This window comes from Natronococcus sp. A-GB1 (assembly GCF_029688845.1).
GTDB lineage: Archaea > Halobacteriota > Halobacteria > Halobacteriales > Natrialbaceae > Natronococcus.
Genome location: NZ_JARUKW010000007.1, coordinates 1 through 24,504, shown reverse-complemented (window position 1 = coordinate 24,504; position 24,504 = coordinate 1). Strand labels below are relative to the sequence as shown.

28 protein-coding genes and 2 tRNA genes are annotated in these 24,504 nt (G+C 65.4%); 12 read left to right on the top strand and 18 right to left on the bottom strand.

Translation table 11 applies throughout. The annotated features are described in order from the left end of the window. The first annotated feature begins 45 nt into the window (after nt 1–45). Nucleotides 46–696, top strand: coding sequence for a uracil-DNA glycosylase family protein (locus QA600_RS09520; protein WP_278291706.1), 651 nt, complete (start codon nt 46–48; stop codon nt 694–696). A gap of 11 nt (nt 697–707) precedes the next feature. Here QA600_RS09520 and QA600_RS09515 read toward each other — a convergent pair whose 3' ends face one another. Then, nucleotides 708–926, bottom strand: a complete 219-nt coding sequence (locus tag QA600_RS09515; RefSeq protein WP_278291705.1) for a hypothetical protein — start codon at nt 924–926, stop codon at nt 708–710. Nucleotides 927–1,017: 91 nt separating this feature from the next. Between QA600_RS09515 and QA600_RS09510 the strand changes: the two genes are divergently transcribed. Next, complete coding sequence (locus tag QA600_RS09510) at nt 1,018–1,755, top strand: hypothetical protein (RefSeq protein WP_278291704.1); 738 nt, start codon at nt 1,018–1,020, stop codon at nt 1,753–1,755. A 41-nt stretch (nt 1,756–1,796) separates the two neighbouring features. Further along, nucleotides 1,797–1,880: transfer RNA gene (locus tag QA600_RS09505), tRNA-Ser, on the top strand. A 332-nt stretch (nt 1,881–2,212) separates the two neighbouring features. Here the strand turns inward: QA600_RS09505 and QA600_RS09500 are convergent. The 7 genes from QA600_RS09500 to glmS form a co-directional block, all read right to left on the bottom strand. Then, a complete protein-coding gene (locus tag QA600_RS09500; RefSeq protein WP_278291703.1) occupies nt 2,213–2,401 on the bottom strand; it encodes a hypothetical protein in 189 nt (62 codons plus the stop codon). Nucleotides 2,402–2,482: 81 nt separating this feature from the next. Beyond that, nucleotides 2,483–2,704 carry a hypothetical protein gene (locus QA600_RS09495; protein WP_278291702.1) on the bottom strand — a complete coding sequence of 74 codons (222 nt, stop codon included), beginning with the start codon at nt 2,702–2,704 and terminating at the stop codon, nt 2,483–2,485. A gap of 272 nt (nt 2,705–2,976) precedes the next feature. Continuing rightward, nucleotides 2,977–4,026: an L-malyl-CoA/beta-methylmalyl-CoA lyase gene (citE, locus tag QA600_RS09490; RefSeq protein WP_278291701.1), complete on the bottom strand. Its 1,050-nt coding sequence runs from the start codon at nt 4,024–4,026 to the stop codon at nt 2,977–2,979. A 49-nt stretch (nt 4,027–4,075) separates the two neighbouring features. Next, nucleotides 4,076–5,158, bottom strand: coding sequence for a 2-methylfumaryl-CoA hydratase (gene mch, locus QA600_RS09485; RefSeq protein ID WP_278291700.1), 1,083 nt, complete (start codon nt 5,156–5,158; stop codon nt 4,076–4,078). After that, nucleotides 5,151–6,428 carry a methylaspartate ammonia-lyase gene (locus QA600_RS09480; protein ID WP_278291699.1) on the bottom strand — a complete coding sequence of 426 codons (1,278 nt, stop codon included), beginning with the start codon at nt 6,426–6,428 and terminating at the stop codon, nt 5,151–5,153. The genes mch and QA600_RS09480 overlap by 8 nt, the downstream gene beginning before the upstream one ends. Then, nucleotides 6,418–7,869 (bottom strand): methylaspartate mutase subunit E, encoded by a 1,452-nt coding sequence (locus QA600_RS09475; RefSeq protein ID WP_278291698.1) that lies wholly within the window; start codon nt 7,867–7,869, stop codon nt 6,418–6,420. Before QA600_RS09475 ends, QA600_RS09480 begins: the two co-directional genes overlap by 11 nt. Before the next feature lie 10 nt (nt 7,870–7,879). After that, nucleotides 7,880–8,335, bottom strand: coding sequence for a methylaspartate mutase subunit S (glmS, locus tag QA600_RS09470; protein ID WP_278291697.1), 456 nt, complete (start codon nt 8,333–8,335; stop codon nt 7,880–7,882). A 137-nt stretch (nt 8,336–8,472) separates the two neighbouring features. Here glmS and mct point away from each other — a divergent pair, with 137 nt between their 5' ends. The 8 genes from mct to QA600_RS09430 all read left to right on the top strand — a co-directional run bounded on the left by mct (nt 8,473) and on the right by QA600_RS09430 (nt 14,900). Next, a complete protein-coding gene (gene mct / locus QA600_RS09465) occupies nt 8,473–9,663 on the top strand; it encodes a succinyl-CoA:mesaconate CoA-transferase (protein ID WP_278291696.1) in 1,191 nt (396 codons plus the stop codon). Nucleotides 9,664–9,756: 93 nt separating this feature from the next. After that, nucleotides 9,757–10,077: a DUF5785 family protein gene (locus QA600_RS09460; RefSeq protein WP_278291695.1), complete on the top strand. Its 321-nt coding sequence runs from the start codon at nt 9,757–9,759 to the stop codon at nt 10,075–10,077. 60 nt (nt 10,078–10,137) lie between these two features. Continuing rightward, nucleotides 10,138–10,899: a GTP cyclohydrolase III gene (locus tag QA600_RS09455; protein ID WP_278291694.1), complete on the top strand. Its 762-nt coding sequence runs from the start codon at nt 10,138–10,140 to the stop codon at nt 10,897–10,899. Nucleotides 10,900–11,031: 132 nt separating this feature from the next. Next, the gene (locus tag QA600_RS09450; RefSeq protein WP_005555610.1) at nt 11,032–11,634 is read left to right on the top strand and encodes a CBS domain-containing protein; all 603 of its coding nucleotides are present in this window, start codon (nt 11,032–11,034) and stop codon (nt 11,632–11,634) included. Between the two features lie 80 nt (nt 11,635–11,714). Continuing rightward, the gene (locus QA600_RS09445; protein ID WP_278291693.1) at nt 11,715–12,224 is read left to right on the top strand and encodes a GNAT family N-acetyltransferase; all 510 of its coding nucleotides are present in this window, start codon (nt 11,715–11,717) and stop codon (nt 12,222–12,224) included. An 11-nt stretch (nt 12,225–12,235) separates the two neighbouring features. Next, nucleotides 12,236–12,309: transfer RNA gene (locus tag QA600_RS09440), tRNA-Thr, on the top strand. Between the two features lie 613 nt (nt 12,310–12,922). Continuing rightward, nucleotides 12,923–14,332: a hypothetical protein gene (locus tag QA600_RS09435; RefSeq protein WP_278291881.1), complete on the top strand. Its 1,410-nt coding sequence runs from the start codon at nt 12,923–12,925 to the stop codon at nt 14,330–14,332. Between the two features lie 286 nt (nt 14,333–14,618). Further along, nucleotides 14,619–14,900 carry a HalOD1 output domain-containing protein gene (locus QA600_RS09430; protein ID WP_005555604.1) on the top strand — a complete coding sequence of 94 codons (282 nt, stop codon included), beginning with the start codon at nt 14,619–14,621 and terminating at the stop codon, nt 14,898–14,900. A gap of 62 nt (nt 14,901–14,962) precedes the next feature. Here the strand turns inward: QA600_RS09430 and QA600_RS09425 are convergent, their stop codons facing one another. Then, complete coding sequence (locus QA600_RS09425; protein ID WP_278291692.1) at nt 14,963–15,715, bottom strand: ribonuclease H-like domain-containing protein; 753 nt, start codon at nt 15,713–15,715, stop codon at nt 14,963–14,965. A 114-nt stretch (nt 15,716–15,829) separates the two neighbouring features. Between QA600_RS09425 and QA600_RS09420 the strand changes: the two genes are divergently transcribed. Further along, the gene (locus tag QA600_RS09420; protein WP_278291691.1) at nt 15,830–16,558 is read left to right on the top strand and encodes a hypothetical protein; all 729 of its coding nucleotides are present in this window, start codon (nt 15,830–15,832) and stop codon (nt 16,556–16,558) included. On the opposite strand, the gene QA600_RS09415 is transcribed toward QA600_RS09420, so the two are convergent. The 9 genes from QA600_RS09415 to QA600_RS09375 all read right to left on the bottom strand — a co-directional run bounded on the left by QA600_RS09415 (nt 16,537) and on the right by QA600_RS09375 (nt 24,414). Continuing rightward, nucleotides 16,537–16,947 carry a nucleic acid-binding protein gene (locus QA600_RS09415; protein WP_278291690.1) on the bottom strand — a complete coding sequence of 137 codons (411 nt, stop codon included), beginning with the start codon at nt 16,945–16,947 and terminating at the stop codon, nt 16,537–16,539. The two genes, QA600_RS09420 and QA600_RS09415, sit on opposite strands and share 22 nt — an antisense overlap. Next, nucleotides 16,944–18,101, bottom strand: a complete 1,158-nt coding sequence (locus QA600_RS09410) for a thiolase family protein (protein ID WP_278291689.1) — start codon at nt 18,099–18,101, stop codon at nt 16,944–16,946. Before QA600_RS09410 ends, QA600_RS09415 begins: the two co-directional genes overlap by 4 nt. Before the next feature lie 93 nt (nt 18,102–18,194). After that, on the bottom strand, nt 18,195–19,448 hold the full coding sequence (locus QA600_RS09405) for a PQQ-binding-like beta-propeller repeat protein (RefSeq protein ID WP_278291688.1): 1,254 nt from the start codon (nt 19,446–19,448) through the stop codon (nt 18,195–18,197). Between the two features lie 60 nt (nt 19,449–19,508). Beyond that, a complete protein-coding gene (gene hflX / locus QA600_RS09400) occupies nt 19,509–20,810 on the bottom strand; it encodes a GTPase HflX (RefSeq protein WP_278291687.1) in 1,302 nt (433 codons plus the stop codon). Nucleotides 20,811–21,067: 257 nt separating this feature from the next. Next, nucleotides 21,068–21,793, bottom strand: a complete 726-nt coding sequence (locus QA600_RS09395; RefSeq protein WP_278291686.1) for a ribosome assembly factor SBDS — start codon at nt 21,791–21,793, stop codon at nt 21,068–21,070. A 55-nt stretch (nt 21,794–21,848) separates the two neighbouring features. Continuing rightward, nucleotides 21,849–22,607, bottom strand: a complete 759-nt coding sequence (psmA, locus tag QA600_RS09390) for an archaeal proteasome endopeptidase complex subunit alpha (protein ID WP_278291685.1) — start codon at nt 22,605–22,607, stop codon at nt 21,849–21,851. 4 nt (nt 22,608–22,611) lie between these two features. Next, a complete protein-coding gene (locus QA600_RS09385) occupies nt 22,612–23,097 on the bottom strand; it encodes an Rpp14/Pop5 family protein (RefSeq protein ID WP_278291684.1) in 486 nt (161 codons plus the stop codon). Beyond that, the gene (locus tag QA600_RS09380; protein WP_278291683.1) at nt 23,094–23,726 is read right to left on the bottom strand and encodes a class I SAM-dependent methyltransferase; all 633 of its coding nucleotides are present in this window, start codon (nt 23,724–23,726) and stop codon (nt 23,094–23,096) included. The genes QA600_RS09385 and QA600_RS09380 overlap by 4 nt, the downstream gene beginning before the upstream one ends. Then, the gene (locus tag QA600_RS09375) at nt 23,710–24,414 is read right to left on the bottom strand and encodes an RNase P subunit p30 family protein (protein ID WP_278291682.1); all 705 of its coding nucleotides are present in this window, start codon (nt 24,412–24,414) and stop codon (nt 23,710–23,712) included. The genes QA600_RS09380 and QA600_RS09375 overlap by 17 nt, the downstream gene beginning before the upstream one ends. Nucleotides 24,415–24,504 lie beyond the last annotated feature (90 nt).

Below are 24,504 nucleotides of genomic sequence, written 5' to 3'. Positions count from 1 at the left end.
GGCGTTGGGCGCGTCGCTTTTGGTTCCCTGCACCGAGACCCAACTGTGGACGCGAATCAGCGAACCCGCGTGAACCCGTACGGCATGGACGAGGACTGCCGGAACTGTCCGGCGCTCTGTGAGACCCGCACCCAGGTCGTCCACGGCTACGGTGACGTGGGAGCCGACTTCCTGTTCGTCGGCGAGCGGCCGACCGCCAGGGCCGACGAGGTCGGGGTGCCGTTTCTCGCCGAAGGTGAGTCGGAAGATGAGGACGAGGGAACCTCCCTGCGCCGACTCCTCGAGCGGCTGGCGCTCTGTGATTCGACCTCGCCCGACGACCGACCCGAACTCGAGAACGTCTACCTGACGAACCTCACCCGGTGTCGCGATCCCGATCGGAAGCCGACCGACGAGGAGATCGGCAACTGCGAACCCTACCTCAACGCCGAGATCCGGATGATCAACCCCGAAATTATCGTCCCCGTCGGCGAGCGCGCGCTCTCGGAGATCGGCGTCGAGTACACGACGACGCCCGTCGAGGAGCTCGACCTCGAGGCCGATCACGCGACGACCGTCCGCGGTCGTGGGTTCGAACTCGTTCCGATGATCGAGCCCCGCGAGCAGACCGACGAGCAGACCCAGGCCTGGCTCGAGCGCTTCGTCGAGCTGATGGCTTCGGATTACAGGCAGACGAAGGGGCGACAGGAACGCTAGCGGCAGTTGGGCTACCAGTACGGGTTCTCCAGTCGCCGTGTCGATCCCGATCCGAGCGCGATCAGTGCGCCGACGACGACGGCAGCGACGGCCAGCGAGCCGACCGTCGGCGCGAGCCACTCGCCGGGCGAGTCGATGACGTAGCCGGCGAGGAAGCCGCCGACGCCGATTCCGACCAACAGGGCGATCGCGAGCGTTCCGACCAGTCCAGTGCTCGAGCGCGCGTCCATACCGGACGAGTGGTCGCCACCCACATAACTCTACGTCGCCGACGGCGTCCGGAGCCGTCGCGTTCAAGGCCCGCCACGCCCGAGACCGGGTATGATCGTCGTCGTCCCCGTCTCCCCGTCCCGCGAGGGACTCGTGCTGTCGTCGCTCGCCGACCGAACGGTGCTGACCGAGGCAGAGGCCGTCGAGCTCTACGAGGCTTCCGTCGTCGACGTCCTCCGCTCGGTCGCGGCGAGCGGCGGCGACCTGCTCGTGAACTACCGCGACGAGGAGACCCTCCCCGACTCGTTCTCGGGAGAGCCGAAGGCGGAGATCCGAGAGCTTGCTACCGCTGCGCTGGGCGACCTCGAGGACGTCCGGTTCGAACGCCAGGTCGGCTCGACCCGCTCGGCGCGGATCGGGAACACGGTGACCCACCTGCTCGAGCAGGAAGACGCCACCAGCGTCGGCGTCCTCGAGCCGACGGCGCCGCTGATCGGCCGCACCGAGATCGACGGCGCGGCGATGTCGCTGCGGCGCCACGACGTCGTCCTCGGTCCCTCCTCGGGCGGGCGAACGTACTTCGCCGGATTCGGCGAGCCGATCGACTTCACAGATGCCGACGCAGTACCCGAACTGGCGACGCTCGCCGAGCGGGCCGACGACGCCGGACTCGGCGTCGGGTTCGCCCCGATGCTGCCGACGATCGCGACCGAATCCGGCCTCTGTGCGACGATCGCGGGCGGCCGGGCTCGAGCGGTTGCCGACCGCTCCCAGGGAGCGACGACGACGGCGATCGCCGACGAGATCGGAGTGGGAGTCGGGGAAGGTGAGTCCCTCGAGCGCGAGTAGACCGATAACCCTTTTTGAACGGGTGGAGAACGTAGAGGTGAGGTGGGGTGGCAGAGCGGCCTAACGCGCCTGCCTTGAGAGCAGGTGGCTGTCAAGCCTCATGGGTTCAAATCCCATCCCCACCGTTTTTCGGCGAACAACTGCGACGAGCCTCGCGAGGAGCACGTGAGCCGAAAAACGAAACGGTGGGATTTGAATCAGGGAGTGGAGCGAGCACGGCGAGCGGAACGACCGTGGTTCAAATCCCATCCCCACCGCTTTTACGACGAACAATACGTGAGGAGCAAAGCGTGGACGATGGGTTGGAACGAGAGAAGACGCAGCCCGCACAGCGAACGGAGTGAGCGAGCGGGACCGTCCTCGCGTAGTTCGAATCCCATCCCCACCGTCTTTCCCTGCGATCGACGACGAACGAAGCGAGGACGCCGGTATGGACGGATCGGATGTGTCGTCCGACTCACCGCACCGAGGACGCCGATTCGGAGTGGCGCAACAGCAAGAACAGCCCCGGTGCGAACAGGATCGTCAGCGCGATCACGAACGACAGGACTCCAAACGGGAAGATAGCAGACAGCTGAATCGCGAGGAGGATGACCAGGAGTCCGATGATAACGTTCAGCCGAAGAAGGACGTCCTCGGCGGTCATTGGTTCCGGATTTTAGACAGAACGACAAGTGTCTTTGGGCCGCCGCGTAGCGGCCCGCAATCCGACCGAAGCGCGGTGTGATTAGCGGTAGACGTTCGCATAACGCTTGCGGTACTCGAGCACGCCGAGCCGGGCACGGCGCCGCGAGCGGAACCCGAATCCGACCGCGAGGCAGTCCGGCTTCTCGCACCCCCAGCTGAACGTCCCCGTCTGCGGGTTCCGCGCAACCGTGACGTCCGTATCGCACCGCGGACACCGCCACCCCCACCGGATGTTGCCCGCCGGCAGTCTCGAGTCCGTCATGCCAACCCGTCTCGAGGGAGGTGGACGGAACGGAAATCGATCGGGCTGTACATGGTGTCGCTATTTATCACGGCCGCGACATAGAATAGTGAGAATAACTGAATGTATGTGTGTTTTGTGGGTGATCGAGCCCGCTCGAGACTGGGTAGGAGGACGGCCCCGAGAACGGACTGCGGTATCGAACGCTAAATAGCGTTCCTCGAGTGCGCTACCCGCTAGATTCGCTCGGCTCGAGCCGAGATCGAACGAAAATCGGGACGACGACTCAGCGACTACCGATAGGAGAGTTCGAGCTCGAGCGCCCGCCCCAACAGCTCGTCGTCATAGCGCTTGTCGGTCTGGTCGGGTCTGCGGTCGTGGATCGCGCGGACCGTCCGAACGGTGTTGCGGAAGTTCTTGAACGTCGCTTCGTCGACCATCTGGCCGTCGATCGTCACGGCGCCGGTGCCCTCGCGTTTGGCCTCGTTGAAGCGCTCGATCTTGTGGACGTCGCGCTCGAGCTCCTCGGGGGTGGGCATGTGGATCGTGTTCGCCTGGATCGTCTGCTTGGGGTACAGCGACCAGGAGCCGTCGAGACCGACCTGGGCCTCGCGTTCGACCTGGTCGGCGTACGCGTCGGCGTTGTAGTAGGTCAGCCCCGCCCGCTCTTTGAACAGGTCGTCGAACGGCCCGCCGATCGCGAGCAGCCCGCCCGCGCTGGCCTCATTCGACAGCGCCTCGAGCAGGCCGTCCCAGCGGGGCATGCCCTCCCCGAGGTCGCGACCGCCCAGCTCGGCGGCGTAGTCGACCGGTCCGAAGATCAAGGCGGTGAGTCGCGAATCCTCGCCGAACGTCGCGATCTCACGGAGGTCCGAGCGGGCCCGCCCCGATTCGATGATGATCGAAAGATCGATCGAGCCGTCGGGGTAACCGTGCTCGCGCTCGGCCTCTGCAACGGCGGCAGCAGCTCGCTCGACGTCCGCCACGCGGCCGACCTTCGGGACGACCACGCCGTCGATCTCGTCGCCGATCTCGGCGACCAGGCGGTCGATCTGGTCGCGACCTTTCTCCCGGAACCGGTCGTCGTCGTAGGCCCACTCGACACGTGGGTGGATCTCGCCGGGGAACTCGTACTCCGGGACGCGATCGATCGTGTTCTCGAGCCCCTCGGCTTTCATGTCGGGCGCGGTGCCGTCCTCGAGGTCGGGGACGAGCCAGTCGGGCGCTTGGAACCCCTCGGCCTCGAGCGCCGAGACGAGGTACTTCGCCGTCTCCTCCTTGGGGACGGCGGCGGGTGCGGTCTGGAACGTGCGGCAGAGTCGGATCTCGGTATCGTCGGTCATACGTGTGGATGTGTCTGGTGTGGTCGGAAACGGGCGGTCGGCGGGCGGTTCAGCTCGAGCGCTTGCGGATCTCCGCGGTACGAGTGCCGGAGTAAACCGGTGTCTCGTCCTGGTTGAACGCGATGTGTTCGAAGCGGACGGTGCCCGCTTCGTCGCAGCTCGTCTCTTCGGCCTCGAGGACGCGGGTGAACGCGTAGACGGTATCGCCGGGCGTGACGAACGTGTGGAACTGTTCGTCGTCGAACCCGACCTCTCGGTAGGTGTCCTCGTCGGAGCGGGCGTGACCCAGCGCCGTCGATCGGGTGACGTCGCCGTAGGTGACGATGTCGCCCGACGGCGAGTCGGCCATGACGTCGGCGTTGTGGTGCTGTTTGGCGGTGTTCAGCGTCGCCAGCGGCAGCCCGGCGACGGTCGTGTCGTCCTGCGTGCGACCCCGTTCGTGGCGGTAGGCGACCGCGGCGTCCCGGTCGTCGGCGCGCTCAAGGGCCTCGCGGAAATCCTCGAAGGCGCCGCTGTCGGGAGTAACGAACTCGCTCGGAAGTACGGGCTCGTCGGGTTCTTCGGCCGCCGCAGCGCTTCCGCCGCTGCCGTCGGTCGCCACCGGCTCACGTCGCGGGATCATGTTCGTCCGCTCGTAGGAACACAGCACGTCGTCGGTCGCTGCGTCCATCCCTCGAGTACGCCAGGTGACGATCCCGTACTCGGGTCGGGAACTCGAGGTCGCCGTCGAGACGACCTCGCTCTCGACGCGCAGTTCGGTGTCGGCGTAGACGGGGGTTCCGGGGAACCGGACGTCGGTGCGCCCGAGGAAGTAGCCCCCCTTCTCGCTCAGGTCTTCGACGGTGATCCCCAGCGTCGCGGCGGTGAGGTAGTCGGGGTGGATCGGTGGCTCGTCGAACCCTCGATCCCGGGCGGCGTCGGTCCGCCAGTAGGCGGGATCGTGGTTCAGCGTCTGGCTCATCCAGGCCTCGTTGCCCCACCGCGTGAGCGTGAGTCCGGGATCGTGCTCGATCAGGTCGCCCTCCGCGAACGCCTCGAAGAAGTTCCCCTTCTCGCGGGTGTCGGCGCGCTCGAGCGCGCGCGAGAACGTCTCTGCATCGGTCCAATCGATCTCGGTCATCTCATCAGTCATCTGCAGTCACCTCGTCTGCGCTCGTCGGCCGCTGTTCCCGTGTTCGCCTAGCGACGGTTCGACGCATCTCGTTCTCGACGATCATGTATCCCTCGTCAAACCCCATCCCGGGTTTCGCGAGCACCTGCGCGGCGTCTGTTGCGAGCGCGACGTGTGCACAGGCGCGCGCGGACGTTTCCGTCTCGTTGCAGGTGCCGCCCAGGTAGGCGCGGGTGTCGGTCCCCTCGCAGTACCTGACCGCCTGCCCGCTGCGGTGGATCCCGCCGAGGTCGGGGGTTTTAATCTGGACGACGTCGGCCGCGCCCCGATCGACGAACGCCCGCACGTCCTCGAAGGTGTTACACCACTCGTCGGCGACGATGTCGACGCCGACGCCGGCGTCGGCGAGCCCCTCGCGGAGCTCGACCATCGCCTCGATCTGTGCTTCGCGGTCGCCGACGTCCATCGGTCCCTCGATCTGGATCGGGTACGGGGCCGCGGCGTTCTCGAGCGCCCCGAAGTAGTCGACGACTTCGTCGCGGTCGTAAGGGGGGCCGAAGATTTCCCCGATCATCCCGTAAACGTCGATGTGGAACCGGGGATCGTACCCCTCTGGCCCGAGTTCCTGTGAGCGCTCGGCGAGCCACTCGATGTACTCGAGTAAGGTCTCGCCGTCCTCGCCGATCTTCTCGACGCTGTTGATGAGACCGTGTGGCAGAACCGGGACACCTTTGACGAACATCTTCTCGGTGTTGACGTACCGGTCGTCGCCGGACTGACCGAACACGGGGACGGGCTCGGTCGCCGGCTCCGTGTCGAGTTCATCGGCGAGGACGTCGGTTCGCGTGGTTCCGGCGTCGTGGGCTGCCGCCGCCAGCAATGCCTGGGAGACGCCGTAGCGGATCGCCGTGTGGAGCCGATCCCCGTCGAACTCGCCGTCCTCGAGCAGGTCGGCGTTCTCGAGGAACTCGCTTGCCTCTCGACCGACGAGTTCCTCGGCGACGGGACCCTCGACGATCGGGGCATACTCGGCGGCCCGAAAAAGCGGATCGCGCCCGCCCGCGCCGGAGTACTGGACCGCCGCGCAGTCGCCACGGTGGACGCTGCCGTCTGCGAGCTCGACGTCGACGATCAGTGTCTCCCCGGCCTGGCGGATCTCGTCGAAGCCGTCGGTGACGGGGTCGCCGTCGTAGGTGAACCCCTCCTGGACAGCACCCTCCTTGATCGCGCGCTGGTCGTCGAAGAAGAACCCGCTGTAGCCCGGTGTGGCGTGGATCGCCTCAATCCGCACTGCCGACACCTCCCTTGTCCTGGGGGCGGCCGATGAGCTTTCCGTCGCTGATCGCGTCGACGTCGTCGGCGACCATACGGAACGACTCCTCGCGACCCTCGGTGGTGGCCCGCTGGGAGAGCCGGGCCTTGTGGATCTCCTTGATGTCGTCGTCCATCTCGAGGTCGGCCCACTCGAAGATCCGAACCCGCCCGTCGTCGTCGCGTGCGGGCAACACCGCGCCCTTCGCGCTGTCACTCGGGGCGAAGGGGACGTCGAGTGCTCCCGAGTCGAACGCCTTGATCGTTCCCTGAACGACGTCGCCGTCGCCGTGGCTGAAGATCGTGTCCATGAGACACCGGGTCTCGCGCTCGATCAACTCCTGTTCCTCCGCGATGCCGTCGATATCGATGTTCTGCTCGATCGCCATGTCGATGACCTGTCGCGTCGTGCGGAGCCCGGAAGCGTTTGCCTCCTTCGTCGGGACGCCCTGGAACTCCTGGGGGGACTTCGTGATGACCTTGTCCGGCTGGGCGATGGCGGCGGTCATCGCGCCGAGGCTGATGACGCCGTTGGCACGGGCCTCGTCGGGCGGGAAGCCGCCCATCCACTCGTGGAAGACCGTCGTCACGCACACCTCGTCGGGGAGGTACTCGTCGCCGAGCTTCTGTAAGGCGTTCAGGGCGGCGACGTCCTGGACGACGTTACCGACCTGGCCGTAGCCCAGCGTGATCGAGCGCACGCCCTGCGTGGCGGCGAGCTGGCCCTCGACGATCATGATCGCGATCGCGATCGACGGAGGCACGAGCGTCCCCGTCAGTGGGCCGAACGGCTCGCGGTTGATCCGCACGCCCCGTTCGGTGTACGCGCCCGCGAGTCGATCCACGAACTGCCACTTCTCGATGGTCTCCTCGAGCCCGTGGCGCTTGGTATAGGGGATGTTGTACGAGATCGGACCCCCCTCGAAGCTCTGGAAGCCGCCGGCGAAGGTGATCGCTGCCAGCAGACGGGCGTCGGGGGTGCCGTGGCGGACCTCGATCGGGGCGTCGATCGCCTCGATCAGCTCGCGACAGCCCTCGATCCCGTGGTTGACCGCGGGGAAGCCGTTGAGGGTGTCCTCGCCGGTCTCGCGGGCCTTCTCGAGACCCTCCTGGGCCTTCCCGTACTCGTTGTCACGCGTGTAGGAGTCGATCGTCGTCGGCAAGAGGTCTGCTTTCCCCTCCCCATGGAGGTACTCGAGCAGCTCGATCTGATCGCCGAGTCGCGGGACTCCCGCGCGCGGTTGCAGGAGGGGGTCGTCGGCCGACTCGAGGACGTCGGCGAAGCGTTTGCTCGCCGGCAGCGACTCGTGGTAGGCAATTGCCTCCTCGAAGTCGACGTCCTCGCCAGTGGACCAGCCGGACCGGATCTCGTCGTCGATGCGCCGTAGCTCGTCGGATGGAATGCGTTCGTCTCGTATCATCGAGGGCGGGCTATGAGGTGACCGTAACCTGATCGGACTCGGTGGTCGTAACGTTGAGGTCCCGCTCGAGGGCGGCGATGGCCTCCTCGGGGTCGGTCTCGGAGTCGAAGACCCGATCGAACCCGAGCTCTTCAAAGGTCGCGCGGGTCTGATCGAAGTCGTCCTGCCCGACGGCGAGGTTGCCGCCGATGTAGGTGAGGGCGTCGACGTCGGCCTCCGCGAGGACCTCGTGGAACCCCTGGCAGTCCTGCTCGGCGTGACCGTAGAGCGAGGAGACGAGTACCGCCTCCGCCGAGTGGGCTACCGCTGCCTCCGCAAAGTCCTCTTGGGAGGTCTGGACGCCGAGGTTGACGACGTCGAAGCCAGCTGCACTCAGGGCCTGCTCTAGGATCGTGATGCCAACGACGTGGGCGTCGGAGCCGATCACGCCGAGGACGACCGTTCGGGACATCGTGTGCAGAACCATGAGGAATACCCGTATAAAGTTAATGGTTGATCATGATAATACTCCTTATACAGCCTAGCATCACCCCCTTGAGAGACAACCACACCTTCATGATCTATTGCAAAGGTTTTTGCGCCTGTCCCCAGTCACTCGCTCTCATGGGCGCACTGTCGAATCTGCGCGTGATTGATCTGACGCAGGTGCTGGCCGGCCCGTACTGTACGATGTTGCTCGCGGATATGGGCGCCGACGTCGTAAAGATCGAGCGCCCGGGCGGCGACCTGATCAGATCGAACCCGCCGTTCGTCGACGATGCGGAAGCGGAAGCCTACGGCGGTTACTTCCAGAGCGTCAACCGCGGCAAGCGCAGCCTCGAGCTCGATTTCAACGACCCCGACGATCGCGAGGACTTCCTCTCGTTGGTCGAGGAGGCCGACGTCGTCGTCGAGAACTACCGCTCGGGGACGATGGAGAAGTACGACCTCGGGTACGAAACGCTCAAAGAGCGCAACCCGGAGCTGATCTACTCCTCGATCAGAGGTTTCGGCGATCCGCGTACGGGCGAGACCCACCGACAGGGTCAGCCCTCCTTCGACCTCATCGCGCAGGCGCTGGGCGGGGTCATGGAGATCACCGGACAGGAGGAGGGTCCGCCGACGAAGGTCGGGCCCGGCATCGGCGACCTCTTTACCGCGACGCTGAACTGCATCGGCATCCTCGCCGCAGTCAACCACCGCCACCGGACCGGCGAGGGCCAGTACGTCGACACCGCGATGTACGACGCGATGCTCAGCATGACCGAGCGAGCAGTCTACCAGCACTCCTACACCGGCGAGGCGCCCTCGAGGCGTGGCAACTCCCACCCGACGCTGTTCCCCTACGACGCCTTCGAGACTCGCGACGGCCACGCCGTGATCGCTGCCTTCGGCACGAACCACTGGAACGAGGTCTGCGAGGCGATGGGGCGGAAGGATCTCGCCGCGGAGTACCCCACCGCCGCGGACCGCCTCGAGCACCGCGAGGAACTTCGCGAGGAGATCGCCGACTGGGCGGCCGGTCTCGCAACCGCCGACCTCGTCGAGACCCTCGAGGGGCGGGTTCCGGTCGCGCCGGTCCAGAGCACCGACGAGATCTTCGAGGATCCCCACGTCCGCGATCGGGAGATGCTCGTGCCGGTCGAACAGCCCGGTTCCGACGAAACCGTCGAGATCGCGGGCTCGCCGATCAAGATGACCGAGACCCCGCCCGAACCCGGTGGACGGGCGCCACTGCTCGACGAACACCGCGAGGAACTGCTCGAGGACGGCGAACTCGAGCGAACCGACGCCGAAACGGCTGCGGACGACTGATCGGTGACGAGGGGGACAGCTCCCCGTGGAGCCCCCTCGAGGCGCTCGGATCGGAGGGTAATCCTTTTGCGGTCCCCACACACACCTCGGAGTATGGACTGGCCATTCGACCCCGACGGGGAACAGGGCAGCGAGGGAATGCGGAAGTTCGACATGCGGATCATCGCCGACAAGGTCGACGAGGAAGAGGACTTCCCGATGAACCGCGACGAGTTCGTCGCCGAGCACGGCGACGATCCGATCCGGATCAACTACCAGCGTGTCGTCCCGATGCGCGAGATCTTCGAGTACGTCGAGGTCGAGGAGTTCGAGACGATACTCGACATGCACAAGGCCGTCGGTGCGGCGATGCGGGCCGGCGACTTCTGGGAGTACCACCCGAAGGGGAGCGACCCGGAGAAAAAGCCCGCCTGAGCCGTCACGGATCTGGATTACGTACCACTTATATGACGCCGATCGAAACCTTCGGATACCGTGACGAACACGCAGGTTACGCTCCTCCAGATCGACAACTACGGTCCCTGGACCGTAACGCCCGAACCGCGCCGGGAAGCCGATCTCCAGACGCTCCAGTCGCGGCTGTACGCCGACGTCTCCCAGTTCGTCGGTAACCGCGACGGCTACGTCTTTTTCACCCGCTTCGACAACATGATCGCCGTCACGAACGGACTCTCACGCGAGGACCACGCGCTCCTCCAGGAGTCCGTCGGCAACCGGTACCCGGTGACGGTCAGCCTCGGCGTCGCGACCGGGACAACCCCAGTACAGGCGCTTTCGGACGCGACCGCGCTGATCCAGGAGGCCGGCAGCGCACAGGACAAGAACCGACGCGAGTGTCTCGAGGGCCGAACCATCGACGACGCCCACCGCACCGGCGCGGACGTCCAGATCGCACACTTCGACGTTATCGACGCGACGGGCGAGTACACCGACGAGCTCAACGCCTTCGATACGTTCATCGAGATCGAGCAGGGGTACGCCTCGCTTATGCGTCACATGCGGCGGGCCCACGAGAGCCTTGCCTTCTTCGTCGGCGGCGACAACGTCATCGTCGTCTGTCCGGACCTCGACGAAGCCCAGTACGAGGAGGCGATCTATCACGTCCAGGAGGACGTCGACGTCGAGCTTCAGGTCGGCGCCGGCCGAGGGAGAAGCGCCCACGAGGCGGGCATCGCCGCCAAACACGCCCTCGAGGACTGCCGTGCCGACGGAACCAGAATCGAACTGGGCTGGTGAGGTGGCTCGCGGTCACACTCGCGCCCGTTCTTGCGAATCTTCGCAGGCACTGTCGAACCTCATACGTTTGTCACGCGCTCACTTAACCGTGCCGGAGATAGTTTTTAGCCAGTCCGTGGGATGTGTACACATATGGAACCGGAACTGTCCGTCAGGGAGGTCCTGACGACCGAATACGTCGGTGTCAGCGAGTCGGATCCCGTCTTGGGTACCGTTCGACTGATGCGCGAAGAACGGGCGGGCTGTGCCCTCGTGGTTCGCGGCTCGGAGCCGGTCGGAATCGTGACCGAGTGGGACGTGCTCGGCCTCGTCGCCGAAGAGGACGATCCGGCCGAAACGACCGTCGGGGAGGTCATGACCAGCCCGGTAATCTCGATCAACGCGGGCTGGTCGCTGGCCGACGCCGCGACGACGATGAGCCGACAGAACATCCGGAACCTGGTCGTCGAGAACGACGACGAGGTCGTCGGCGTGCTCACCCAGCGGGACGTCATCACCGCCGCCGGCTCCTTCCAGGGGGCGGCGAGCAGCAGCCCCGACAACTCCCTCGAGTCGGAACGCCCCCTCGAGCAGTCCCGATCCTCGCGTCCCGGCGACGAGCTCGAGACCGAACTGTTGCCAAACGGCGGCGACGAGTTCTCCACACAGGGCGTCTGCGAGGCCTGCGGGTCGCTCGCCGACTCGCTGTGGGACGCCAACGGTCGGCTGGTCTGTTCGGACTGTCGGTCGGTGTGAGCTCACCGCCGAAAGCCCGTTCCGGCCGTGACGGCGAGAGATAAGAAGATCTTTTGAACGCAGCTATCGACCGGAGGACAATGACTCCGGACTCACCGGTCGTCGAGCCCGCAACACAGGGGGATCTGCCGGCGATCACCGAGCTGTGGGTGCGGCTGGCTCGTGATCAGCGCGACCACGGCTCGTTCGTTCGCGACGAGGAAAACCGGGAGACAATGCGGGAGACGCTCGCCGGACACCTTCACACCGACGGGCTCCTCGTCGCACGCGACGGGGAGTCGATCGTCGGCTTCGTCACCTACTCGCTCGAGCGAGGGTCCCTCGAGCTGGACGCGACCCGGGGGCTGCTCTCGAACATCTACGTCGCAGCCGCCTACCGTGACCGCGGGGTCGGAACAGCGCTGCTCGAGGCCGCCGAGGACGCACTCGCCGACCGTGGTGCCGAGGTCGTGATCCTCGAGGTGCTGTCGGACAACGAGACCGCGAGACGGTTCTACGAGGACCGCGCGTACGAACCCTACAGAGTGTCGATGCGACGGTCGCTCGAGGACCGATCGGAAAACGATACACACTCAAAGGAGGAACGGTAACTCACTGCTGCGCCAGGGGAGCATGGGCGGTTCATGCACTCGACTTGTAATCGAGACTTCGTGGGTTCAAATCCCACCCCTGGCTTGACGTCGCGAGCGCGAATCGAACTCTCACCGATCGGCTCGGCTTTGGTTATTCGACGGACACGTCCGTCCGCCTCGAGATCCCGTACCGCTCGAGTCGACTTTCATTTTCTTCGAGTTGTTCAGTCGTTAGTCAATGGCCGAGTCGTTTCGAACGCGCGTATGAGCCCCACCCGTTCCGATTCATGGCGGACTAATTCGGGGTCGGTCGGATATAGTTCCGCAATCGATCCGCTGAACCGGGTGAAAAACCCGTAGGAGGACTGTTTCAATACGCACAACTTCTTAGTCCGTATAAGTACTCGGCCCGATCTCTCACGAAACTGTTCTTCGCCGCGATTCACACGGTCTGACGCGCTTATTTCCGCGATAACCTCGGATTTCTCGTTCCACTCGCTGGGAACGTCTCGACCCGCTCCGTCGGGCTTGAAACTGTTGAGCGGGGTCGTTCGCGAGCTGAGATACTTTCAAGTCAAATTACTTCGAGTATATGTATAACCGACCCGTTTGTACGGAAAGTCGTAATGTCGAACGACTCTGGTAACTGGCTGACAGGTCGACGAACGTATCTGAAGGGATGTCTTGCGGGACTCGGAACGCTTTCCGTAGCCGGAATGGCGTCCGCATCCACGGACGCGAGTGCGAGCGAAAGCGACTACAGCAACGTAGTCGACATGGTTGAAGCGGGCGCCGATCCGAACGGCAACGAGTCGGTCACCCCCGTTATTCAGGAAAACATCGCAGAGGACACGCTCCTGAAGTTCCCCGAAGGGGAGTACTACATGGACGATCAGGTGCGGTTCACCGGATTCAACAACGTCGGGCTCGTCGGGGAGGGTGCAACGCTGGTTCCGGCGGACTACCACACGTTCGGGAGCTCGCAGGCCCGACTGTTCCGACTCGGGACGAGCGATATCCCCGGTGGCTCGGTCTGGTTCGAGGGCTTCGAGGTCGACCAGACCGCATCGGACACCGGTATCCGCGTGATCAGCGCCGAAGTCACGGACGAACTCGTCGTCCGTGACATTTTCGTCCACGGCGTCCACGATAGCGGTACCTGGGGTCCCGCGCTGTTCAACATCACGGATCCCGACGGCACCGGTATCGTCGACTGCTTCCACGCGTTCGACGGCGCGGTACACGTCGACGATACGCCGAACGGCGGTCGATGGCGCGGCGCAACGGGGATTATCCTCAACGACAACCACCAGGGAGATATCCGGTTCAAGGACTGCATACTCGGCGGATTCCCCGATAACGGTCTGTACGCGTCCGGCGACAACGGTCGAATCGACGTCGAGGGTGGCTGGTACGAGAACAGCGCCACCGCCTCGATCCGCCTCAGCGGAAACGAGGGTTCGATCGAGGACGCGATCATCGCCGTCGACGAGAACAGCGTTCAGGCGGAGGGACAGCACGCGATTCGCCTCGACCAGGCCAATCAGTTCACCGTCTCGAACGTCACCGTCGACATTCCACAGCAGAACGGCGAAGCGATCCGCATTATGCAAGGCGCCGAGTCGACCACGATCTCCAACACTCGAGTTTCCGTCGAGGGCCAGAGTGCGGCCGTCCGCGTCGACAGCGGTGCCGGCGAGGTCGACTTCGTGAACTCCGAAGTCGAAATCAACGGCAGCTCCTACGCCTTCCGCATCCTCGGTAACAGTCCCGGTGCCGTCTCTCTCGAGGACGTCAATATCCTCGGCAGCGCCAGCGGATCCCCGATCCAGCCGGCGATCTTCTGTGAGCGAAACAACTGCCAGTTCGAAGGACTCTCGGTCGAACAACTCGGCGACGGTCGCCGACGCGGACTCGAAGTTCGCGGTAGCGACTACCTCATCGCGGACAGCGAGTTCGAGACGAGTCACGTTCCGCTCACCGTCCACAATGCGAGCGACGTCACCATCGAAAACACCACCGCAGAGGCCGCAGACGGCAGCAGCTCGGTGCGCATCCAAAACGGCTCGGGCTCGGTCTCCATGTCGGGCAACGAGTTCTCCGACGGCGTCGACGACCGTCGATAACTCGAGCTAGGGAAGGGATCGAGAACCGATATCGATCGAAGGGTGGTTCGTTCTTTTGTTCGGCTCCTGACGTCGTCAGCGTCCGGACCGTACGGGTCGTCTGCGATAGCGTACGGTGTTTCTCTGAGAGGTATTCTCGGAAAAAAAAGCGTCTCAAATTCGATCCTTGTCTGATGTTCGAATATAGTCTCTGATGGGCGTATTTGTCGTATGATGTTCTTTGTTGTACTTCCAGGGCGAGTAGAGGACAGAGGGTTTATATATGGCGACGGAAAGACTCCGGCTAATGCTACTCTCAGTCGACCGTTCCGACACAGCCTCTGCCGCGTCGTTAAGTTACGAAGTCGTCGCCGCTGTCGCCGACCGAGAGGGTGTCGAGCCGACTGACATCGAACCGCCGAAGTACGACGCACTCTACGAGGTCATCAACCCCGAGGCGCTCGACTCGCTGTTTGCCCCTCGAGAGAACGGGATGCACCGGGCCAGCGGACGGATCGAGTTCGACTACTGTGGCTACCACGTCGTCGTAACTAGCGAGGGCGACGTCGACGTCAGGGAACTCGAGTAGACCGAACCGTTCGAACCGAGACGACTGTTTTCGCCCCGCCGTCGGTTGACGACGAGCGACGGTTACGCGTCCCGACAGGCGGTCTCGAACACCGACTCGTGGAGTCGGCCGGCGACCGTCTCTAGCAGCGGTTTCATGTTCTCGGTGTCGGCGCGGTTGTACTCGACGAGGCGCTCGAGAGCGGCGTCGTCGCCGCTCTCGTATTCGTGCCAGAGCCGAACCGCGTCCCGACCGCTGAGGTCGGGCATGTCGCGACCGATTCCCACCTCGCGTTCGATCGCCTTCAGTCCACCGTCGAGTCCTACCTTCTTGCAGGGATACATGAGGTCGACGTGAGGAACCGTCACGTCGATGTCGTAGCACGTCTCGAGGAACGGAACGTCGAAGCGTTGCCCGTTGAACGTCACCAGCAGCGCCGACTCCTCGAGTTCGGCCTCGAGGCGCCGGGCGGTCAGGTCCCGACCCTGGACGAACGTCTTCGTCTCGTCACCGCGGTGGATCGATACCGTCGTCACGTCGTTGCGATCGGCACTCAGGCCGGTCGTCTCGATGTCCAGAAAAGCGGTCTCCTCCCGGACGTTCTCGTAGAGTCGCCACCGGCTCGCGGCCGGCAGCGCCTCGGCGAACGTCGAGACGTCGCCACGCTCGAGGTGGTCCCACCCCTCGTCGATGAACGTCTCGATTCGGTCGGCGAGCGTGTCGCCGACCACGCTGCCGTCGAACTCCTCCCAGTGGGTAACCCCGTTCTCCCAGAGCCGGCGCTCGGTGGTCTCTCCGACGCCACGAACCGGGATGAAGCTGTTCTCGATTCGCACACCAGTGTAGGGGAGCCAGTCGGCCAAAAACGCTTGGTTCCGCGCGAGCGACCGGTCGGTTTTCCGACTGATACGAACGCCCGGCTTTTGGTCCCGGCCCGTGTAGAGCGGGGTATGGCCGATCCTGATCCCGACGACGAGGTCGCGGACGCGATCCGCGAGCTCACTACGACGATCGAGGAGCTCCGAACCGAACTCGAGGACCCCGCTCGCCGCCCTCGTCCTCGGTTTCCCGCGCCTCGTCCGCCGACGCCCCGGGAGCTGCTCCGAGTGGCCGACGAGGTCGCGATCCCGGCGCTACTGGCGACGCTCGAGTCGAGCGTTCGAACCCTCGAGGCCCTCCAGCGCGGCCTCGAAATCGTCCGCACCGAGCGGGAGGTCCGCGACCGCGTCGACGAGAGCACCGACCGCGTCGGAACGCGCGCGAGCGAGGTGCGCCAAACGACGCTCTCGCAGCTCGACACCGTCCTCGCAGAGCTCCAGCGGGCGGCCTCCGAGGGGACGTTACCTGCCGACGAGGACGCTCGAGAGCTGCTCGTCGAGGCCCGCGAACTCCGCGACGAGGTCGACGGACGGCTGCGACGCGCCGTCGAAGGCCGTGAGAAAGCCGACGAGGACGGCCCGATCCGAATCGACATCGAGCAGCCCGACGAAACGACGGAGACGGACGAGGACGGCAACGACCCCGACTCGAGCGTCGACGTGGACGCGGAGCTCGAGACGCTCAAGGATCGGTATTCGGAGGAACCCGAGAGCAACGACGACGAAGGCCGCAACGAAACCAGCGAAGAAGAACCCGAGGACTCTGGAGACGACGATCCTCAGACCGGTTCGAACCGGTAGCCGTCCCAGTCCTGGCTGTCGGGTTCTCTGATGCCGGCGCCGGGCTCGCGGAGCTCCTCGGTGTAAACCGGTTCGACCTCGTCGCCGGTTTCTGCCTCGTCGTCCGTGAGCTGGACGAGTGCTCGAACCGACGTCTCGACGTCCTCCCCGTCGTCGACCGCGTCGCCTTCCGAGGTCTCGGCGACCTCGCCGACATCGAACTCGACGATCGCGAGATGGTTGGGTTCCCGGACCCCCGGCGGCGTCGCGGTGCTGGTCGTCCACGTTACGACCTCGGCGGTGTACTCGCTGAGATCGATCGTCTCGACCGGTTCCGCGCCGTTCCGGCTGCGCGGGTGACCGGGGTAGCTGATCGTGCCGTCGTCGTATCGGGTCGCTTCCATCGTCATCGTGCTGCCTCCATAATTGTCGTAATCACACAGTTGCCGAACCCGCCGACGTTACAACAGAGCCCGACCTCCGCATCGACCTGGCGGTCGCCGGCTTCGCCCATCAGCTGTTCGTAGATCTCGACGCCCTGGGCGACGCCGCTCGCACCGAGTGGATGGCCCTTCGATTTGAGCCCGCCGGAGGTGTTGACCGGGAGTTCGCCCGTATCCCGTTCGGTGTACCCCTCCTCGACCAACTCCCAGGCCTCGCCCTGCTCGGCGAATCCCAGCCCCTCCATTTGCAGGAACTCGAGGATGGTGAACATGTCGTGGAGCTCGGCGACGTCGATATCGTCGGGGTCGCGCCCGCTCATCTCGTAGGCGCCCTCGCCGCTCTCGACGACGCCACCCATCACCGTCGGGTCCTCGCGTTCGTGGACGACGTGTGTATCGGTGGCGCCGTCGATCCCCGAGATGACGACGTACTCGTCCGTGTACTCCTGGGCGACCGACTCGGGACACAACATCAGCGCGGCCGAGCCGTCGGTGATCGGACAGAAGTCGTACAGCCGCAGCGGGTCCGCTACGATCGGCGACTCGAGGACGGTGTCGACGTCGACCTCCTTCTGGAACTGCGCGTGGGGGTTGTCGACGCCGTTTTTGTGGTTCTTCGAGGCGACCTTCGCCAAACTTTCTCGAGGCGCATCGAAGCGCTCGAGGTAGTGACGCGCGGTCATCCCGGCAAAGGAGGGTAGCGTCACGCCGGTCTTGTACTCGACAGGGTGGGTGAGCGAGGCGATGACGTCGGTGGCCTCGCCGGTCGTCCGGTGGGTCATCTTCTCACCGCCGACGAGCAGCGTCATCTCGCTGGCCCCGCTTGCCACCGACTGCCAGGCGGCGTAGATTCCCGCCCCGCCACTCGAGCTGGTCTGATCGATGCGCTGGGTGTAGGCCGGGACCGCACCGATGTCGTGGGCCAGCCCGTTCATCACGCCGGTCTGTCCCTCGAACTCGCCGCTGGCCATGTTCGAGACGTACAGGTGTTTGACCGTTTCGGCGTCGACGCCTGCGTCCTCGAGACACTCGAGCCCGGCCTCGGCGAGGAGCTCCTGAACCCACTCCTCGCGTTGCCCGAACTTGGTCATCGAGGCACCGATGATTGCAACGCGTTCCATACCCTACCCGACTCAAGTCAATGATTTATATTGGAGGGATTGCGGCAGCGTTCGTCGGCCGTCGGTGGCTTCGAGTAGGCGTTTGCCGTCGACTTACTCCCCCTCGAGTGCGACCAGGGTGCCGTCGGCACGGAGCGCGTAGACGAGACCGTCCGCGAGCGCCAGCCCGCCGTGCGTTCCGATCCTGTCGGTCGGCTCGGTACTCCAGCGGATGGTCTCGTCAGCAATCGATACCGCAAACACCGCGCTCCGATCGTCCTCGGCGACGTATACGGTCTCGTCGGTCGCGATCGGACTCGTTCGACCGACGGTCACCGTTCGCTCGTACTCCGAGTCGAGGTCGACGCGCCAGCGCTCATCGCCGGTTTCGGCGTCGAACCCGACCAGCGGCCCGCCGGCGAGGTAGACGGTATCGTCGGCGACCGCCGGTGACCCCTGGACGGACAGCTCCGACGTCTCGGCCTGCCAGCGCGTCTCACCGGTTTCGAGGTCGATCGCGGCGACGCCGCCGTCTTCGGCCTGATAGATGACGTCGTCGTCGGCGGCCGGAGTTCCACGGAGCCGATCCGTTCCCTCGAGGGACCATGCCTCCTCGCCAGTTTCGACGTCGACCGCATAAAGGATTGGCAGCGCCGTATTGCAGACGACCGTCCCTCGAGCGACCGCCGGCGCACTCGAGACCAGCCAGCCGACGGAGCCGTCGAACCCGTCGGCCGTTTCGGGAAGCGTCTTGGTCTCGAAGTGCCACCGCTCCTCCCCGCTTTCGGCGTCGATCGCGTAGAGCCCGTAGCCGCCGGCGTACACCGTCCCCTCGGCGACCACCGCCGGCGTCTCGATCCCGGATCCGGACTCGAGCGCCGTTTCCTCGAACGTCCACAGCTCCTCGCCCGTTGCTGCGTCCACCGCGTACACGCCGTCGCTGACGAGGTACAGCCGATCGCCGGCTACCGTCACCGCCCGGACCGGAACGTCGTCGGATCGGTGCTCGCTGTCGTCCAGATCCGCGAGCGTCGACCCGTCGCCGGTCTCGGAATCCAGCTCTCGGACCCGGCCGTCCTCGGTTCCGACGTAGACGGTTCCGTCGGCCACGGCGAGTGACGGATCGTCGAATTCGAGCGACACGCCGTCGAACGTCCACCGCGGTTCGACGCCGCTTTTCGGTCCGTCGGCCGGTGAGTGTCTCGTGTTCGTTACGTTGTGACCGGCCGCCGGCCACCCGTCCGGAGACGTCGTGTCGATCGTCGACTCGTCGTCGTCCGATTCAGAGCCGTTGCTCGCCGACGAACACCCCGCGACGCCGATCGCACCGACCGTCGCGAGCCACCCGCGTCTCGTTCGCTTGTTCATACGGTTCGTCCTCCCCGCGAGAATAAGTGTTTTCTCGGCGTAACGGGCTCGGAAAACGAGCTACGCCGACTCCGCCGCAGCCGTCTGTAGCTCGCTCGCTCGAGAACGGGCCTGCGAAATGACCGTGGGCCGGGCCTCGAACGCCACGAGGACGTCCTCGTCGCCGTAGGTGACGTCCTCGACGTGGGCGTTGTCGTGGAGCCAGGAGACCACGCTCATCGTGTCGTCGGTCATCGGCAGGACGAGCCGTTCTGCCTCCCAATCGGGTAGCTCCCGATCGATGCGCTCGAGCAGGCCGTCGACGTTCACTCCCTCCTTCGCGCTGACGGTAACCGGGTTCGGCGCGAGCGCGGCCAGCGCCTCGCGCTTCTCGGCGAGCTCCTCCTCGCTCACCTGATCAATCTTGTTCAACACCGTGACGATCGGCGCCTCGTTGCGCTCGTAGAGGGTGTCGTGGCTAGTCACGAGCTTCTCGTGGATCTCGTCGACGTCCTCGCTGACGTCGACGACGAGCAAGACCAGATCCGCCCGGTAGACCGAGTCCAGCGTCGACTTGAACGACTCGACCAGCCAGTGAGGGAGGTCGCTGATGAAGCCGACGGTGTCCGTGACCAGCACGTCCCGGGGCTCGATGTCGGCCTTCCGGGTCGTCGTCCCCAGCGTCGTGAATAACCGATCCTGGGACTCGGCGGTCGCGTCCAGATCGGGGTGAAGGTCCTCGTTCTCCTCGACCTCGAGGTCGGTCGCGAGTCGGCGAAGCAGCGTCGATTTGCCGGCGTTGGTGTAGCCGGCGAGCGCAACCAGATCGAACCCCGAGTCCCGACGGCGCTCGCGGCGGTGTTCCTCCGTCTGCTCGATCTGCTCGAGCTCGTCTTTGATGCGACTGATCTGGGCTTTGATGTCCCGCTCGCGGCTCTCGTCGTACTCGCCGAGCCCCATGAACCCGGGGTGTTCCTCGCGCTTGGCGAGACTCGTTTTGGCCTCGGCTCGCGGGAGCTCGTAGCGGAGTTCGGCGAGTTCGACCTGGAGCTGGGCCTTCCGGGTCTGGGCGCGCTGGCCGAAAATCTCGAGGATCAGGGTGAAGCGGTCGATGACCTCGACGCCCTCGGGCAGCAGCTGGCCCAGGTTGTACGTCTGGTAGGGACCGAGCCGGTTGTCGAAGATCACCGTCGTCGCCTCGGTCCGGTCGGCGACCTCGGCGAGCTCCTCGGCTTTTCCCTCGCCGAGCTGAAGCGCCGCGTCGGCGGTTCGAGACTGGGTCACTTCGCCGACGACGGTGTAGCCGGCCGCCGCCGCGAGCTCACGGATCTCGGTCGTGTCTGGCGTGCCGGAGTCGACTCGTTTGGCGATGATCGCGTTCATGCAGATACTCGTGTGTAGGTCGGTCGGTGGTCGCTCGAGGCGGCTCGCTCGGCGTCGGTGCGGTCGACCGCAGTCGTCCCGGGGCCGTCGCTCGAGCGACGACGCGCGCGTCCGGAGACGCTACTGATGGCGGTCGAACACCTCCGTTGAACGGTCGCGGAGCATACCCCTGCGTACGCGGCGGATCGTCTTGAATCCAGTGCACGACCGAGAACCGTCGACGGAGCCGGCCTCCGAGGAAGGAACGAGGACGCGGCCTACCGCGTGTTGAGGTCGTCCTTGTCCTTGATAAGTTCCGTCTCGGCCTCGCCGCTCGAGTGTTCGTTGACGGTGTCGTAAAACTCGTTCTGTAGCCCCGCGGGGAAGGTGAGCACGCCGATCCAGGAGCCGTCGGCCTGCCACTCCTCACGCTCGAGGTCGCCGAACTCGCGGATCTTCGACTGCGCGCTGCCGGCGTGCTCGGCGGGGATCTGGACTGCCATCGTCACCTCCTCGAACCGGATCGGAATCACGGGCCGCAGATCGTCGAGCGCGTCGTCGACCTGCTGCTGGGCGGGTTCCATCGGATCGACGGTGAAACCGGCCTCCTCGAGGGCGTTGTCGATCCGTTCGGGAGGGTGGGGGGCGTTGTCCATCTGCGGGTTGACCGCGTTGCGCGTGATCGTGTCGATCAGCTGCTTGCGCTTTCGCTCCTGCATCTCGCGGCGCTGGTCGGCCGTAATCTGGATCTCACCCTCCCTGATGACCTCGGGGATGATCTCCATCGGATCGGTCGTGCCGAACACCTTCTCGAGATCGTCCTCGGCGGGGCGGTCCCCGCGAGAGGCGTTCTCGAAGACGTCCTCGGCGGCGATGACGTCCTCGAGATCGTCCTCGAAATCGCCGCGTTTGATCGCCAGCGCTGCGTCCGGGTCGACAAGCACTTCGAAACGCGCCCCGTGTGACTCGAGTCGCGCAGTCACCGCCTCGTCGAGCGATATCATACCGGAGCATACCTCCGGCCGGGTAAAAGAGCTTTTCCTGCCGGCGTTTCGGCGATTACTCGTCGGCGTCGTCGTCCTCGCCGTCGTCGAGCAGGTCGTTCTCCTCGAGGTGGGTCTCGATCTTGTCGTGGTCGAACTGCTCGAAGGACTCGCTCTCGACGTCGATCGTGGCGAGTCCGACCTCGCTGGGCAGCAAGGAACCGTCGTTGACCGACGCGAGCGCGTCGAGCGCGAGGGCGATGCCGCCGTCGAGGTCGGCTTCGTCGTCGTAGTTCTCCTCCAGGTACTCCTGGAGTTCGCCGCGGTCCGAGCCGACCGCCAGAGCCTTCCACTCGTAGGGCGTCCCCGAGGGGTCGGTCTCGAACAGTCTCGGCTCGCCGTTGTCGATACCGCCGACGATCAGGGCGACGCCGAACGGCCGCGCCCCACCGACCTGGGTGTACTGCTGGATGTGGTCGGTGACCTCCTTCGTCAGCGTCTCGACGCCGATCGGTTCGCCGTAGCGGAGGTGGTTGACCTGCGCCTGCCGACGGGCGAAGTCGATCAGCTGGCGGGCGTCGGCCACGTGGCCGGCGCTCGCGATGCCGACGTGGTCGTCGGCCTTGTGAATCTTCTCGACGCTCGAGTCCTCTAGCAGCGGGGAGGGGACTCGCTTGTCGACGGCGAGGACGACGCCGTCGCTGGTTCGCACGCCGATGCTTGCTGTGCCTCGCTTGACCGCCTCGCGAGCGTACTCGACCTGGTACAGTCGGCCGTCGGGCGAGAAGATCGTGATGCCGCGGTCGTACGCCTGCTGTTGTTGTTGTCCCTGCATAGTATCACGCGAAACTGCAATCGAGGTCTGTCGCTCCCACGAACGCGTCATCGAGTCGCACGTCTGCAGACCCGTCGCGCACGACGGCGACTCGCTCCTCGTTCCGGAACACGACGTTTCTCTCCTTCGATTCTTGCCGGCGGCGTCCTAAATAGTTTTCTTCACCGGCACGGATCGTGCCACTGATACCGCGGACCCGAATCCCGACCGCAGCGCCGTCGACCTCGTCGATACAGGCGATCGCCGCCCTGGCAGGTTCGGTCTCGCCGCGGCGGACCCGAACGATCGCGGAACCGGTTCCGTCTTCGAACTCGAAACGAACGACCGTCAGATCGGCCGCGGCGCTGCCCGGATCGCCGAGCAGGTTCTGGCCCGCGTACCAACACTCCCGTTGGAACGCCCGCCGGCCGATCTCGGCGTCGGGCCAGCCCTCGAGTTCGAGGGCGAGGTAGCGCCACCGGGGCTGGAGGTGTTTCGGGAGGTGTTTCATTCGTCGGGAGCCTCGGCCTCGGCGACCGGACTCCGCTCGGCGACCAGCACGCCGACCTGGTCGTGGACCCGCTCGACGGCCGTCAGCGAGAAGCCTGCGCTCGTGAACGCGTCCGCGAGCGTACCGACCGTCGCCGGGTCGTCGACGTCGGGCGAGTAAAACGGCGCCTCGGGATCGGGCTCGCCGAAGAACATCACGTCGCCGAGGACGAACTTTCGGGGCTCGAGGCCGGCGATTACGTCGATCGCCTCCCGTTTCTCCTCGTCCGAGAGGTGGTGCATGGCGAAGTTCGACGTGACGATGTCGACGGGGCCGTCGTACTCGGGCTCGCGGAAGGTACCGCGGTCGAGTTCCACGTTCTCGAGACCCTCATCCTGGGCCTTCGTTCTCGCCTCGTCCATCATCCCCTCGCTGATGTCACGACCGACGACCCGCTCGGCGTCGGGCGCGAGCGCGAGCGCGATGGCACCCGTTCCGGTCCCCAGATCGAGGACGACGTCCTCGGCGTCGGGAGCGGCGTGTTCGATCACCAGGTTCGCACAGGCCCGGTACTCGTCGGATTTCGACTCGTCGTACTCGCTGGCTTTCTCGTCGAAGCGGGCGGCGTGTTCCTCAGGACTCTTCTTCATACCTCCCCCGTTCGACCCCCGGCTCAATGAACGACTCGGAGTGGACGTGACGATTGCGCTCCGCCAGTCGCCCCCACTCGGCGAGGCCGTCCTCGACGAACTCGCTCGAGAGGCCGATCTCCTCGCCTACCGCCCGCAGTTCGCGGGGTGCGCGCAGCTCGAGGTGCGACGCCGGGTCTGCGCTGGCGACGTAGGGGGCGTCGTAGTAGTCGACGATCTCCTCGAGCTTCCGCAGTGACTGGATCGCCCGCACTCTCCGGCCGCCGCTGGCCCGGAGCACGCCCGAGAGGTCGAACTCGATGCGGACGCCGTTCTCGGCGGCCGCCTTCGCCAGCACGTGGTTGACGTCGCCGTCGCCGGCCATCGGGCCCGCCAGCACGTCGATCTTCGCCTGCTCGACGGCAAACCGGTTCAGGGCGTCGGTCCCGCCCTCGAGCGCGAGGATCGTATTCGAGGGACGGAAGTTACCGACAGAGCCGCTCGCCTGCTCGGGGTCGTCGGCTCGGATCTCGACGCCGTCGACGACGTCGATCCCGTACTCGTCGGCGATCGCGTCGGCGTCGTAGTCGGCTCGAGTTCCGGAGTGGTTGCGAACGACCACGCCCTCGTAGCCGTAGTCGGCCGCCCGTTTCGCGAGCCTGGCGACCGTGCTCTGTCCCTCGGGATGGGCGCGGACGGCCTCGTACATACTCGGAATGCTCTCGCGGCCGCGACTTGGGGTTTGCGTCCCGAGACGAGGATACAACTGTGGCCGGGAGCGGGGGGGGCCCACAACAGC

Excerpts from the sequence above, each read along its gene's own strand:
- QA600_RS09515 (WP_278291705.1), bottom strand. The coding sequence starts at position 926 with ATGGACGCGCGCTCGAGCACTGGACTGGTCGGAACGCTCGCGATCGCC.
- QA600_RS09510 (WP_278291704.1), top strand. The coding sequence starts at position 1,018 with ATGATCGTCGTCGTCCCCGTCTCCCCGTCCCGCGAGGGACTCGTGCTG.
- QA600_RS09500 (WP_278291703.1), bottom strand. The coding sequence starts at position 2,401 with ATGACCGCCGAGGACGTCCTTCTTCGGCTGAACGTTATCATCGGACTC.
- QA600_RS09495 (WP_278291702.1), bottom strand. The coding sequence starts at position 2,704 with ATGACGGACTCGAGACTGCCGGCGGGCAACATCCGGTGGGGGTGGCGG.
- citE (WP_278291701.1), bottom strand. The coding sequence starts at position 4,026 with ATGACCGACGATACCGAGATCCGACTCTGCCGCACGTTCCAGACCGCA.
- mch (WP_278291700.1), bottom strand. The coding sequence starts at position 5,158 with ATGACTGATGAGATGACCGAGATCGATTGGACCGATGCAGAGACGTTC.
- QA600_RS09475 (WP_278291698.1), bottom strand. The coding sequence starts at position 7,869 with ATGATACGAGACGAACGCATTCCATCCGACGAGCTACGGCGCATCGAC.
- glmS (WP_278291697.1), bottom strand. The coding sequence starts at position 8,335 with ATGGTTCTGCACACGATGTCCCGAACGGTCGTCCTCGGCGTGATCGGC.
- mct (WP_278291696.1), top strand. The coding sequence starts at position 8,473 with ATGGGCGCACTGTCGAATCTGCGCGTGATTGATCTGACGCAGGTGCTG.
- QA600_RS09460 (WP_278291695.1), top strand. The coding sequence starts at position 9,757 with ATGGACTGGCCATTCGACCCCGACGGGGAACAGGGCAGCGAGGGAATG.
- QA600_RS09450 (WP_005555610.1), top strand. The coding sequence starts at position 11,032 with ATGGAACCGGAACTGTCCGTCAGGGAGGTCCTGACGACCGAATACGTC.
- QA600_RS09445 (WP_278291693.1), top strand. The coding sequence starts at position 11,715 with ATGACTCCGGACTCACCGGTCGTCGAGCCCGCAACACAGGGGGATCTG.
- QA600_RS09435 (WP_278291881.1), top strand. The coding sequence starts at position 12,923 with ATGGCGTCCGCATCCACGGACGCGAGTGCGAGCGAAAGCGACTACAGC.
- QA600_RS09430 (WP_005555604.1), top strand. The coding sequence starts at position 14,619 with ATGCTACTCTCAGTCGACCGTTCCGACACAGCCTCTGCCGCGTCGTTA.
- QA600_RS09420 (WP_278291691.1), top strand. The coding sequence starts at position 15,830 with ATGGCCGATCCTGATCCCGACGACGAGGTCGCGGACGCGATCCGCGAG.
- QA600_RS09415 (WP_278291690.1), bottom strand. The coding sequence starts at position 16,947 with ATGACGATGGAAGCGACCCGATACGACGACGGCACGATCAGCTACCCC.
- QA600_RS09410 (WP_278291689.1), bottom strand. The coding sequence starts at position 18,101 with ATGGAACGCGTTGCAATCATCGGTGCCTCGATGACCAAGTTCGGGCAA.
- QA600_RS09405 (WP_278291688.1), bottom strand. The coding sequence starts at position 19,448 with ATGAACAAGCGAACGAGACGCGGGTGGCTCGCGACGGTCGGTGCGATC.
- hflX (WP_278291687.1), bottom strand. The coding sequence starts at position 20,810 with ATGAACGCGATCATCGCCAAACGAGTCGACTCCGGCACGCCAGACACG.
- QA600_RS09395 (WP_278291686.1), bottom strand. The coding sequence starts at position 21,793 with ATGATATCGCTCGACGAGGCGGTGACTGCGCGACTCGAGTCACACGGG.
- psmA (WP_278291685.1), bottom strand. The coding sequence starts at position 22,607 with ATGCAGGGACAACAACAACAGCAGGCGTACGACCGCGGCATCACGATC.
- QA600_RS09385 (WP_278291684.1), bottom strand. The coding sequence starts at position 23,097 with ATGAAACACCTCCCGAAACACCTCCAGCCCCGGTGGCGCTACCTCGCC.
- QA600_RS09380 (WP_278291683.1), bottom strand. The coding sequence starts at position 23,726 with ATGAAGAAGAGTCCTGAGGAACACGCCGCCCGCTTCGACGAGAAAGCC.
- QA600_RS09375 (WP_278291682.1), bottom strand. The coding sequence starts at position 24,414 with ATGTACGAGGCCGTCCGCGCCCATCCCGAGGGACAGAGCACGGTCGCC.